Below are 12,155 nucleotides of genomic sequence, written 5' to 3'. Positions count from 1 at the left end.
AGTGTCAGGCGCCGGAGCGGGGCAATGTGGTGCGGATCAGTTGCCATTCGATCTGCGGGTGCTCACCAACCGTAAACGTCAGGGTAATCTGTTTGCTGGTTCGCGCTCCGGCGAGATCTGCAAAATGCACATCGTCTTCGATTTCTGCGTTGAGGTCATTGGCGATGAAAGCCCAGGATTCGCCATCGCTCGCGGTGAGATGGACCACACCTGACTCATCCTGCGTGACCGCTATTTTCGGATGGATGTGAAACCGGGCAATGCCGACCGTGCTGTCAGAAGATACGGGCGCACTCTCATCGGGTCTGAGAAACTGATCGCTGCCGTGGACCTCATGTCCCGAAGCCAGCAGCTTGACCTCGCGGCGGTGCAGGAGTCTCAAACTGCTGAGATAGCCGTCCTGGGTGGCACTGAATCCAAGATGCGAACCTTCCTGGTCCCGGGATTGAACCGTCACCCGGCGCACGCCTCCTGTCACGATCGGCCCAAGGAAGGATGAATGTGAGATCTTCAAGGACGAGGAGTCATTGAGCGTAACAGTGCTGTGCGCAGCTGTTAACCGGCTGAACTCGGCATGGTGCGGGTGAAAGAACACCGGTGCTCCGGCATTGACAACAAAGCGGTTGAGACCTGAAGACAGCTCGAAGGAGAGACATCCGGCATGGATTGTTGCCGATGCATTTCCCTTTGGTGGCGACCCGGTATCAGCAATCAGCACCACGTTGCCCGTAGTCAGTCTCTGATAGTGCGAATGCGGCATCTCGCGGAACGCTGCGCCAGAGGTTTCATCATAGCGCAACACGGCCAGAAGCCGGTCTGCCGATACCGCAGATGCGCCGTTGAACAGCGCCAGTTCACCATTGGAATGGCGAAAGAAACGCAGAGCCGAAAACATTCGGTCCATGCCGGCAATCATGTTGGCCGGCGGTTTTTGTCCAAGATTGATATAGGTTTGCCTTAATGGCAGCAGATCCGTCAGCAGACTGATCAGGATCATCGGATTGCGCGAGATATGACCGCCATCGGGCAATATCTGCAAATCGAATTCGGTGGAAAGATGCCGTGAGGCGGAGCGGACCGCCCCGGCACTGGAAGGAAGGCACAGGCTCGCCATCGCCAGCGCTATGCGAGCCCTGAAGCGGGTCGCATCGCCGGGCAGCGCCAAAGTCACATGGCGCAGATAGCGGGCTTGCAAGGCGATGCTCTTTAGAAACCGCCGGTAAAAACCGTGATCGGCGCCGCGCAGCACGATAGGCGAATGCGAAAACCAGGCAATGAGACGGTTCGAAAGAACATCGGGATCATAGGCCAGTCCTCCCAGATCGCGGCCCTGCACCGTGATCCAGTCATCTACCAGCGCCCGCGCATTGGCAAAAGCCAGATCATGATCGGCAGCACGCATATGTCTGAGCCAGCCAAATCCATTCAAACTGCGCACAAAGGCCTGGTTCGCAATTTTCATCTGAAACGGGCTGCCGCCACCGGTGTCGACCATCGTGCCGCCGATGGCGAAACGTCCGGAATAGATTTCCTCGGCAATATGCGAGTCGGCGATACGCAGATCAATTGGAGCAACCACAAGCCGGTCCGGCACACCACCGGCAAATCGCATGGCGTTGATCCGCCCCAATGCCATGCGCCTGGCAAACCGTCGCCAGATCTCCGCCCCGTACAAATATGCCGAGCGTTGTGAATCGAGTATCGAAAAAGTCAATCGGGAATTCCTGAAATCCGGTCCCGGCCCTCCACCGGACCGGAATCGTAGCACAGTCGGTTGATTGTTCAACTACCGCTGGTATTTTGGGCCCCAAAGGGGTGCAACGTCTTTTGGCGCGCCTTCAATGACGCAACCCGGATTTCACCGCCGCGTCAGCACAACAGCATAAAATCCATCCAGACCTGCAAGCCTGGGATCTTCATGCCCAAGCATGGCAGGATGCGTCCTGACCGCGCCGGTACTGGTGACCGCCATTTCCAGTCCCGGCCACTTGTCCGGATCGATCGGCTTGATGCACCACGCGGGATGATCGGCCAGAAATCCAGCCACCATGGCCTCGCCTTCCTCAGGATCGAGCGAGCAATTGGAAAACACCAGTTCGCCGCCGGGGCGCACCAGACCGGCCGAATGATCCAGCAGATCACGCTGCACCCGCGCCAGGTGCCGGATGTCGTCAGGGCCTTTTGTATAGGGAATATCGGGATGACGGCGCACGGTTCCGGTCGACGAACACGGCGCGTCGAGCAGAACCCCGTCAAAGCCTTCGGGCGCGATCAGGTCCTGTGCCCTGCACAACTGGGTTTTCACATCCAGGCCAAGCCGCTCCAGATTACCGCGCAACCGCTCGAGCCGGTTACCGGACTGGTCGCAAGCCGTCACCCGCGCGCCGGCCAGTGCCAGTTGCGCGGTCTTGCCGCCAGGGGCCGCGCACAGATCAACGATCTCCAGCCCGTCGAGCTTTGAGAACATCTGTACCGGCAGGCTGGCTGCCGCATCCTGTACCCACCAGGCGCCCTCGTCATAACCGGCCAGTCCCGACACCGGACCTTCCGGCCGGGCGATCCGAACCGAACCCGTTGGCAACACCACGCCGCCGAGCTTTTCAGCCCAGCCTGCAGCATCCGCCTTGACCGTCAGATCGATGGCAGGCGGTTCGGACAGGATCGCAAGGATCGCCTCGGCATCATCTGAATAGAATTGGGTCAGCCGGCTCTCAAACCAGTCCGGAAAATCCGGCGTTGCAGCCGAGATTTCCGGCAACAACTGGTCCTTTTCCCGCGCCATGCGCCGCAACAGCGCATTCACCAGCCCGGCAAAGCGCCGGTTGCGCGGATCTCCGTCGGCCTGGCTGACAGCCAGATCCACCGCGGCGCGATCAGGAACATCGAGATAAAGGATCTGCGCAGCACCGACCCGCAGCACCTGCCTGAGCGCGCGCGCGCCTTCGGGCAAGGGATTGTCGACCAGCCTGTCGATGAAGGCGTCTATCACCCGCAAATGCCTGAGCGCTGACAGCAGGATCGCCCGCACCAGCAACCGGTCCTGATCGCCAAGTCCGGTGAAAGCCGGATTGCCGCCTGTCGGATCGAGCAGCCCGTCCAGCGATGCCTTGCTTTCGGTGACCGCCGACAGCAACCGGGCTGCGGCCTGCCGTGCGGCCAGGCCGGGCTTTGAATCGGTCGGGCCGCTGCGGTTGCTATGATTGTCAGATCTTGTGCGGGCGCGAACAGGCCGGGCGCCGGTCAAGACCACGGCCCCTTCGAAACGGTTCCGTCACGACCCCAGGGACCGGGTTGGGCCGGGCGCGACGGAGCGGGGGCGGGCGCAAATTCAGCGACCATGGCTTCGAGCGCCGCTATGCGGTTCTCGGTCGCCGGATGGGTGGAAAACAGACTGTCCATGCGCTGACCGTTCAAAGGGTTGATAATAAACATATGCGCCGTCGCAGGATTGCGTTCGGCATCCTCGTTGACCACACGACTGGCGCCCATGGCAATCTTCTTCAATGCCGAGGCCAGCCACAGTGGATTGCCGCAAATTTCCGCGCCACGCCTGTCGGCGGCGTATTCGCGGGTGCGGCTGATGGTCATCTGCACCATCATTGCGGCAAACGGCGCGACAATCATCGCCACCAGCACACCGATAAAGCCGAGCGGATTGTTGTTGCGGTTCCCGCCAAAGAAGAAGGCGAAATTACCGAGCATGGAAATCGCGCCGGCCAGCGTCGCGGTGATCGTCATGGTCAGCGTGTCGCGGTTTTGCACATGCGCCAGCTCATGGGCCATAACGGCGGCGACTTCCTCGTCACTGAGCGCTTCAAGCAGGCCGGTGGAGGCTGCAACGGCGGCATTTTGCGGATTTCGGCCGGTGGCGAACGCATTGGGCTGCGCATTGCGGATCACATATACCTTCGGCATCGGCAGCCCGGCATTTTGTGCCAGGTCGGCGACAATCTGGTAAAATTCGGGCGCAGTTTGCGCGTCCACCTCCACCGCATGATGCATGCGCAGCACCATCTTGTCCGAATTCCAGTAGGAAAACAGGTTCATTGCGGCGGCAATCACAAAGGCGATCATCATGCCTCCGGCCCCGCCAATCAGATAGCCCACGCCCATGAACAAGGCGGTCATCAATGCGATCAGCATGGCAGTGCGAACCAGATTCATGCCAGTTTCCTTTCCAGCGACCTTTTGTCCGGTGTTCCGGGTTTGCGCGAGGGTTTGGTTTTCGTCGCTTGTGGCGTTAAACATGGGGTGTTTCAAGCGAATCTTCAATCCAACCCCCAATCCGGCAGATCAGACCATGACCACGACCCCAAAAACGGAATCCTCATCCGCCACGCAGCCGGATGCCAAGGTCAATGGTGAACCGCTGGAACAGCGAGCGCGCAAGCTCAGCCCAGCCGCCCAACGCGCTCTGGACGAAGCAGAAGCGCGGCGGCAGGCGCGCGATGCAGAAGAGACGGCGGCCAAGAGGGAAATTGGTGGCCGCGGCGGCGCCGATCCGGCGCGCTATGGCGACTGGGAGATCAACGGCCGCGCCATCGATTTTTAGACTGGCCCTGTTGATCTGCATGCAGCAAAGGAATATATTCGCGATATTATCTTTGTTATGCGATTTCCTTCACCCATCCTGTTTGCGGTTGTTGCCTCGATTGGCCATACCCTCGCCGCGTCGAACACGGCATGGGCGGTCGAAAATCAATGGCGCAGCATCCCGGGTCCGGTTTCGGTGCAAGTCATCCGCATCATTGACGGCGACACGCTCGAAGTCGACGCCCATCCCTGGCCGGGACACGCCGTGCGCGTTTCGGTCAGGTTGCGTGGCATCGACACGCCGGAACGCCGTTCGCGCTGTTCGACCGAGCGGCTGGCAGCCGATCATGCACGCAACGAGCTTGAGCGGCTGGTATCAGGGTTTCCAACCGTCGAATTGATCAATGTGTCCGGTGGCAAATATTATGGCCGCGTGCTGGCCGACCTCAAGGCCGGAACCCGTGACGTTGCCGCCGCCATGCTGGAGAGCGGACTGGCCAGGCCCTATCAGGGCGGCAAGCGGCTAAAAGCCGTCTGCGGCACTTCCGGCAAATAGGCCTCCAACAATGCAAAAAGGCCACCCTTGCGGGTGGCCTTCGTGAATTCCAGCGCCGGTTGGACGCCTGCCCGAACACATCAGCGATGGATCAGGACTTGCCAGCTTTACCAGCGCTTCAGAGGCTGCTCCGAAGTCCGGCAATCCGAATCGTACGAACCGGCTTTTGGGAATCACTCGACATCAGATCACCTCCTTTTCAATTGTTGAAGACACCAACAATGTGGGCCAGTCTTCCCGCCTTGCCAAGACCAATGGCAAGTTTTTTTGATCACCATGGTGCTGGCACAAAAAAGCCCGCACGGTGAGTGTCCGTACGGGCCTTTATCGAGACAGGGAACACGCCGCAAACACATGCGGGGTTGATCAGTCCTTCTTCTTGTTTTGCCGGTTGGCGATCAGATCATCGACAACGCCCGGATCGGACAGTGTCGAGGTATCACCCAGCGCGCCAAACTCGTCTTCGGCGATCTTGCGCAGGATTCGGCGCATGATCTTGCCAGAACGGGTCTTGGGCAGACCGGGCGAAAACTGGATTTTGTCCGGCGAGGCGATCGGACCGATTTCATGGCGCACATGAGCGACGAGCGCCTTGCGCAACGCGTCGCCTCCCTCCTGGCCTTCCATCAGCGTGATGTAGCAATAGATGCCCTGGCCCTTGATGTCGTGCGGATAGCCGACCACCGCCGCCTCCGAGACCGAATCATGCGACACCAGCGCGCTTTCCACTTCGGCCGTGCCCATGCGGTGACCCGACACATTGATCACGTCATCGACCCGGCCGGTGATCCAGTAATAGCCGTCCTCATCGCGCCGGCAGCCATCACCGGTAAAATATTTCCCCTTGTAGGTGGAGAAATAGGTCTGGATGAAGCGCTCATGGTCGCCATAGACCGTCCGCATCTGACCCGGCCAGGAATCGGTGATGCACAGATTGCCTTCCGCAGTGCCTTCCAGCACATCGCCGTCACCGTCGACCAACTGAGGCTGCACGCCGAAGAACGGCCGCGTCGCCGATCCGGGCTTGAGGTCTGTGGCGCCGGGCAGCGGCGAAATCATGATGCCGCCGGTTTCGGTCTGCCACCAGGTGTCGACAATCGGGCAGCGCTTGTCGCCGACGACATCGTGATACCAGACCCAGGCTTCGGGGTTGATCGGCTCGCCCACCGATCCAAGCGTACGCAGTGATTTGCGCGAGGATTTCTTGACGTGATCATCGCCCGCACCCATCAGCGCGCGGATTGCGGTTGGTGCCGTGTAGAAGATGTTAACCTGGTGCTTGTCGACCACATCCCAGAACCGGCTCGGGGAGGGGTAGTTCGGCACGCCCTCAAACATCAGCGTGGTCGCGCCGTTGGCGAGCGGACCGTAGACAATGTAGGAATGCCCGGTGACCCAGCCGACATCGGCGGTGCACCAGTAGATATCGCCCTCATGATAATCGAAGACATATTCATGGGTCATCGACGCATAGACCAGATACCCGGCGGTGGTGTGCAGCACACCCTTGGGTTTTCCGGTCGAGCCCGATGTGTAGAGGATGAACAGCGGATCCTCGGCCTTCATCTTGGCCGGCGGGCAATCCGGTTTCGCCGCATTGACAGCCTCGTGATACCAGGTGTCGCGCCCGTCGAACCAGTTGATCTTACCTGCAGTGCGGCGAACAACCAGCACGTCCTTGACGACGACACCGGCGCGCCCGGCGATATCGACCGCGAGGTCGGTGTTGTGCTTGAGCGGGACTGTCTTGCCGCCGCGAAGCCCTTCATCAGCCGTAATCACGAAGGTTGATTCGCAGTCACTGATTCGGCCAGCCAGCGCATCGGGTGAAAATCCACCAAACACGATCGAATGAACCGCGCCGATTCGGGTGCAGGCAAGCATCGCATAGGCGGCTTCGGGAATCATCGGCATGTAGATGGTGACCCGGTCACCCTTCTTCACGCCCTTGGATTTCATCACATTGGCGAGACGGCAGACCTGGTCATAAAGTTCACGGTAGGTGATCTTCTTGTCATCGTAGGGATTGTCGCCTTCCCAGATGATCGCCACCTGATCGCCGCGCTTTTCCAGATGACGGTCAATGCAGTTATAGGACACATTGGTCAGGCCGTCTTCGAACCACTTGATCGCCACATTGCCGGTAAAGCTGGTGTTCTTGACCTTTGTGTAGGGTTTGAACCAGTCGATCCGCTTGCCATGCTCGCCCCAGAATGTGTCCGGATCCTCGATACTTTGGGTGTACCATTTCTGGTAGGTTTCATCATCAATCAGCGCCCGGGATTTGGCATCTTTCAGGACTTTGTAGGTTTTCTGCGGCATTCGGACCTCCTCACAAACAGGTATGCACCACATTATCATGTTAAGCGCAGCACGGCTTTTATAGTGACCATTATTAGCAGCGCAAACCGCCACTGCAATTAGACATTGGACCGGTTTGCGAAAGCATGACGCGACAATTGCAATTGACCGGGCTTGCGGTTATAACGACGCCGATTTCCCGGAAATGGTGGTTTCATCCACGGCCCGCGCCCCCGGAGCGGACGGACAGGAGGATTGTATTCATGGCACAGCAGCTTCTCATGCCGAAGGCGACCGCCGTCTGGCTTGTCGACAACACCGCGTTGAGCTTCGATCAGATCGCACTATTTTGCAAACTTCACCCGCTTGAGGTGAAGGCGATCGCTGATGGCGAAGCCTCGCAAGGCATCAAGGGTCTTGACCCTATCAACACCGGACAGCTTTCGCGGGAAGAAATTTCCGCAGCCGAAGCCAATCCTGAAGTGAAACTGAAACTCTCCGAGCCCAAGGTTCGCGTCCCGGAAACCAAACGCAAGGGCCCGCGCTACACGCCGGTCTCCAAGCGTCAGGATCGGCCCAACGCGATTTTGTGGCTGGTTCGCAATCATCCCGAACTCAAGGACGCGCAGGTCTCTCGTCTGGTTGGCACCACCAAGTCGACCATTGAACAGATCCGCGGACGAACCCACTGGAACGCAGCCAATCTGACGCCAATGGATCCCGTCACCCTTGGTCTTTGCACGCAGATCGATCTCGACCTTGAAGTCGAACGTGCCGCCAAGACTCGTGGCGCCGTGCCTGCATCCGAACATGGAAGCGTTCTGGTTTCTGCGCGTGAAACCGAAGTCGCAACTCCGGTGGATGATGATGGCGAGAAGGAAATCGATGCAGATGCAGTGTTTGCAAAACTGACATCGATGAAGCGCACCGAACCGGAAGAAGACGAAGACGTCTGAGACCTGTTACCAGCTACATAATTATGAAAAAGGCCCGGATTTCCGGGCCTTTTTCATATGATCAGCGGCGTTGCCTGTGTGCTATTCCTTGACCGGAACCGTGTAGTTGAGCGGCATCCGCCCACCATCGGCATAGATCGTCTGTCCGGTCACGTAGCTCGCATCCGATGACAGCAGAAAAGCTGTCACGGCGGCAATCTCGGACGGATCGCCGATGCGGCCGAGCGGAGTGCGCGACAGGATCCGGGTGCGAACCTCCGGATTGTCGGCCACGGAAGCCAGCATATCGGTCATGATCGAGCCGGGACCTACTGCGTTCACCCGTATTCCATACTCCGCAAGCGACAACGCCATGACTTTCGTCAACTGGCTGACCCCGCCCTTGGACACGGAATAGGGAACCTGGTTGGCGATCGCGAAGGTATCATTGATCGAGGACATGTTGACGATCGAGCCGGGCTCTTCGCCCTCACTGATCCGCTCCACCATGTGGCGCGCGACCGCCTGTCCGCACAAGAAAACGCTCTTGAGATTGACGTTCAGCACCCGGTCGAAATCGGCCTCTTCCAGATCGAGAAAATCGGCCGCATGGACAATACCGGCATTGTTGACCAGTGCATTGATCGAGCCGAAGGCATCAATCGTCCTGGCCACCAGATTGTGAACATCAAGCCGCTCGGAGACATCTGCTGCGGTAAACCGCACTTCGCCATCGCCCGAGATCGTTTCCACTGCAGCGGCACCTGCGGCCTCGTCGATGTCGGCGATCATCACCCGGGCGCCGTCAGCCACCAGCCGGCGGACAATCGCCAGCCCGATCCCATTGGCGCCGCCGGTGACAATCGCGGTTCGTCCATCCAGTCTCATGGTTTTTCCTTCTCAGCCAAAGCAGCGATAACTGGGGCGGCCGGTCACCAAGGTCAATCGACTTTCTTTTTGATGCCGCGCTTTGCCAGCACTTCGGCGATTTCATCCAGAACACCGGGATCATCGATCGTCGCCGGCATTTTCCAGATCTCGCCATCGGCAATTTTCTGCATGGTCGCCCGCAGGATCTTGCCCGACCGGGTCTTGGGCAGCCGCTTGACCACCATCACGGTCTTGAACGCCGCTACCGGCCCGATCTGATCGCGGACCAGCTTGACCACTTCCTTCTCCACATCATCGTCGCTGCGGCCATGACCATTGTTGATGACGATAAAGCCAGCCGGGATCTGCCCCTTCATGGCGTCGGCAATGCCGATGACCGCGCATTCCACCACATCCGGATGGCCCGAGACGGCTTCCTCCATACCGCCGGTCGACAAGCGGTGACCGGCGACATTGATGATGTCATCGGTGCGCGCCATGATGAACAGATATCCGTCCTCATCGATGAAGCCTGCATCGGCGGTTTTGTAGTATCCGGGAAATTCCATCAGATAGGCGTCCCGGAACCGGTCTTCAGCGTTCCACAGGGTCGGCAGGCATCCGGGCGGCAGTGGCAGTTTGACGACGATATTGCCCAAAGTTCCGGATGAAACCGGATGACCTGCATCATCAAGCACCTGCACGTCATATCCCGGCATCGGAACCGCCGGCGAGCCATATTTGACCGGCAACAGTCCCAGCCCCATCGGGTTACCGGCAATGGTCCAGCCGGTTTCAGTCTGCCACCAATGGTCAATGACCGGCACATTGAGAATCCGCTCTGCCCAATGGATGGTATCGGGATCAGCCCGTTCGCCAGCCAGAAACAGCGCCCGAAATCCGGACATATCATAATCCTTGACCAGGCTGCCCTGCGGGTCTTCCTTGCGAATGGCGCGAAACGCCGTTGGCGCGGTGAAAAGCGCCGCAACTTTGTGTTCGGAAATCACCCGCCAGAATGTGCCGGCGTCCGGCGTTCCTACCGGCTTGCCTTCAAACAGGATGGTGGTGTTGCCGTGAAGCAGCGGCGCGTAAACGATGTAGGAATGACCAACCACCCAGCCGATATCGGATGCCGCCCAGAACACTTCGCCCGGCTTGACGTCGTAGATTGCATGCATCGACCAGAACAATGCGGCCATATGCCCGCCATTGTCGCGCACCACACCCTTGGGCTGACCGGTGGTTCCCGATGTGTAGAGCACATAGAGCGGATCCGTCGCCAGAACCGGGGTACAGGGCGTCTTTCGGCCGGCATTGGCTGCAATCAGCGCCGCATAGTCGAAATCACGGCCCTCGATCAGCTCGCAGCGATGCTCCTGCCGCTGCAACACGATCGTCGCTTCCGGTTTGTGGTGCGAATGCTCGATGGCTGCGTCCAGCAACGGCTTGTAGCCGATGATCCGGCCGGGCTCGATGCCGCAGGACGCAGTGACAATGAGTTTGGCATGGCTGTCCTCGATGCGGGTGGCGAGCTCCGTCGCGGCAAAGCCGCCAAACACCACCGAATGAATCGCGCCCAACCGTGCGCAGGCCAGCATCGCCACCACAGCTTCAGGCACCATCGGCATGTAGATGACCACCCGGTCGCCCTTGCCGACCCCCTTGTCGGAGAGCGCGCCGGCAAAGGCTTCGACCTCGGCCAGCATGGCGGCATAGCTGATGGTTCGCTTCGCCCCGGTGATCGGGCTGTCATAGATGATGGCTGCCTGCTCGCCGCGTCCCGCTGTCACATGGCGGTCAAGGCAGTTGTGGCAGGTGTTGGTGACGCCATCGGGGTACCATTTGCCATAGACTCCGAGATCAGCATCGAACGCGGTCTTGGGCTTGGTAAACCAGTCAATCGCCGCCGCCTGCTCCATCCAGAAACCTTCCGGATTGTCACGCCAGCTCTTGTAGACTTCACCATAACTGCTCGACATCATCGTCTCCTCCGACAAATATCCTCAGCGTGGCGCCTAAAAATATAACCGCGCCGGTCCGCTGTGTCCCAAACTGGCGGCACCCTATGCCTATCACGACGGCTCGGAAACTAGACCTTTGACTAGAAAATCACATCAAATCGATTAGCGCGCTCCAAATATTGCCGATCCGACCCTGACCTCCGTTGCACCAAAGGCTATTGCTGTTTCAAAATCATCCGACATGCCCATCGACAGGATTTCAATTCCGTTTTCGCCGGCAATCTTGGCCAGCAGGGCAAAATGCGGACCGGGATTTTCATCCACCGGTGGAATGCACATCAGGCCTGAGATGCTCAGCCCCAGATCATCACGGCAGAGTTTGATGAAACTGCCCGCCTCGACCGGCTCGATGCCGGCTTTTTGCGGCTCGGAGCCGGTGTTGATCTGGACATAGAGCCGCGGGCTTTTGCCCTGCTTCTTGATTTCGCGTGCCATTTCCCTGGCAAGCTTTTCCCGGTCGACAGTCTGGATCACGTCAAACAGCGCCACGGCATCGGCGGTCTTGTTGGATTGCAGCGGCCCGATGAGGTGCAATTCGATGCCGGTGGTCTCGGCTTTCAGCCCGGGCCATTTGGACTGCGCTTCCTGCACGCGGTTCTCGCCAAAAATCCGCTGTCCGGCTTCAATCACCGGGGTGATCTCTTCGGCGGTTCTGGTCTTGGAGACCGCCACCAGCCGCACAGAGCCTTCCGGTCTTTGAGCTTCGGATTCTGCGGCGGCAATGGCCGCTCGCACCGTTTCCAGGTTTTCAGGTGCGCTCACACTGTGCTCCATTCGATTGCTATCAACTCAGCCAACTGGTGTTACCGCAGCCCGTACGCCTTGCCAATTGGCTGGGGTTTGGCATTGTGTCGCTGCAGGGTTCTCCTGACGGCTGCAATCACTCCTGAAACTGGTTCTAAAACCTCTCAATGGTTGACGCTTGGCGGGTTTCAT

At 59.0% G+C, this 12,155-nt stretch carries 10 protein-coding genes; 3 read left to right on the top strand and 7 right to left on the bottom strand.

Features of this window, described 5'->3' with window-relative positions:
* Positions 1–4: 4 nt before the first annotated feature.
* The 3 genes from IMCC20628_RS20970 to htpX all read right to left on the bottom strand — a co-directional run bounded on the left by IMCC20628_RS20970 (position 5) and on the right by htpX (position 4,164).
* Positions 5–1,714: a heparinase II/III family protein gene (locus IMCC20628_RS20970; RefSeq protein ID WP_156174603.1), complete on the bottom strand. Its 1,710-nt coding sequence runs from the start codon at positions 1,712–1,714 to the stop codon at positions 5–7.
* Positions 1,715–1,858: 144 nt separating this feature from the next.
* Complete coding sequence (locus tag IMCC20628_RS20965) at positions 1,859–3,160, bottom strand: RsmB/NOP family class I SAM-dependent RNA methyltransferase (RefSeq protein ID WP_156174701.1); 1,302 nt, start codon at positions 3,158–3,160, stop codon at positions 1,859–1,861.
* A gap of 80 nt (positions 3,161–3,240) precedes the next feature.
* The gene (htpX, locus tag IMCC20628_RS20960; protein ID WP_047032841.1) at positions 3,241–4,164 is read right to left on the bottom strand and encodes a zinc metalloprotease HtpX; all 924 of its coding nucleotides are present in this window, start codon (positions 4,162–4,164) and stop codon (positions 3,241–3,243) included.
* A 136-nt stretch (positions 4,165–4,300) separates the two neighbouring features.
* Between htpX and IMCC20628_RS20955 the strand changes: the two genes are divergently transcribed.
* Both IMCC20628_RS20955 and IMCC20628_RS20950 read left to right on the top strand, forming a co-directional pair.
* Positions 4,301–4,552 (top strand): DUF1674 domain-containing protein, encoded by a 252-nt coding sequence (locus tag IMCC20628_RS20955; protein WP_082128370.1) that lies wholly within the window; start codon positions 4,301–4,303, stop codon positions 4,550–4,552.
* A gap of 57 nt (positions 4,553–4,609) precedes the next feature.
* Positions 4,610–5,089: a thermonuclease family protein gene (locus tag IMCC20628_RS20950; protein WP_047031816.1), complete on the top strand. Its 480-nt coding sequence runs from the start codon at positions 4,610–4,612 to the stop codon at positions 5,087–5,089.
* Positions 5,090–5,455: 366 nt separating this feature from the next.
* On the opposite strand, the gene acs is transcribed toward IMCC20628_RS20950, so the two are convergent.
* Positions 5,456–7,411 (bottom strand): acetate--CoA ligase, encoded by a 1,956-nt coding sequence (gene acs, locus IMCC20628_RS20945; protein ID WP_047031815.1) that lies wholly within the window; start codon positions 7,409–7,411, stop codon positions 5,456–5,458.
* Between the two features lie 242 nt (positions 7,412–7,653).
* Between acs and IMCC20628_RS20940 the strand changes: the two genes are divergently transcribed.
* Entirely contained in the window at positions 7,654–8,346 is a 693-nt protein-coding gene (locus IMCC20628_RS20940; protein ID WP_047031814.1) for a DUF1013 domain-containing protein, read from the top strand.
* 81 nt (positions 8,347–8,427) lie between these two features.
* On the opposite strand, the gene IMCC20628_RS20935 is transcribed toward IMCC20628_RS20940, so the two are convergent.
* The 3 genes from IMCC20628_RS20935 to IMCC20628_RS20925 form a co-directional block, all read right to left on the bottom strand.
* A complete protein-coding gene (locus tag IMCC20628_RS20935) occupies positions 8,428–9,213 on the bottom strand; it encodes an SDR family oxidoreductase (protein ID WP_047031813.1) in 786 nt (261 codons plus the stop codon).
* Positions 9,214–9,266: 53 nt separating this feature from the next.
* Positions 9,267–11,177, bottom strand: a complete 1,911-nt coding sequence (locus tag IMCC20628_RS20930) for a propionyl-CoA synthetase (protein ID WP_047032839.1) — start codon at positions 11,175–11,177, stop codon at positions 9,267–9,269.
* A gap of 144 nt (positions 11,178–11,321) precedes the next feature.
* A complete protein-coding gene (locus IMCC20628_RS20925) occupies positions 11,322–11,993 on the bottom strand; it encodes a YggS family pyridoxal phosphate-dependent enzyme (RefSeq protein WP_047031812.1) in 672 nt (223 codons plus the stop codon).
* Between the last annotated feature and the right edge of the window lie 162 nt (positions 11,994–12,155).

Origin of the sequence: Hoeflea sp. IMCC20628, assembly GCF_001011155.1 — a bacterium.
Lineage (GTDB): Bacteria > Pseudomonadota > Alphaproteobacteria > Rhizobiales > Rhizobiaceae > Hoeflea.
This window is presented reverse-complemented; position numbering and strand designations above follow the sequence as displayed.

Coding starts and splice junctions, on each gene's coding strand:
- htpX (WP_047032841.1), bottom strand. CDS start 4,164: ATGAATCTGGTTCGCACTGCCATGCTGATCGCATTGATGACCGCCTTG.
- IMCC20628_RS20955 (WP_082128370.1), top strand. CDS start 4,301: ATGACCACGACCCCAAAAACGGAATCCTCATCCGCCACGCAGCCGGAT.
- IMCC20628_RS20950 (WP_047031816.1), top strand. CDS start 4,610: ATGCGATTTCCTTCACCCATCCTGTTTGCGGTTGTTGCCTCGATTGGC.
- acs (WP_047031815.1), bottom strand. CDS start 7,411: ATGCCGCAGAAAACCTACAAAGTCCTGAAAGATGCCAAATCCCGGGCG.
- IMCC20628_RS20940 (WP_047031814.1), top strand. CDS start 7,654: ATGGCACAGCAGCTTCTCATGCCGAAGGCGACCGCCGTCTGGCTTGTC.
- IMCC20628_RS20935 (WP_047031813.1), bottom strand. CDS start 9,213: ATGAGACTGGATGGACGAACCGCGATTGTCACCGGCGGCGCCAATGGG.
- IMCC20628_RS20930 (WP_047032839.1), bottom strand. CDS start 11,177: ATGTCGAGCAGTTATGGTGAAGTCTACAAGAGCTGGCGTGACAATCCG.
- IMCC20628_RS20925 (WP_047031812.1), bottom strand. CDS start 11,993: ATGGAGCACAGTGTGAGCGCACCTGAAAACCTGGAAACGGTGCGAGCG.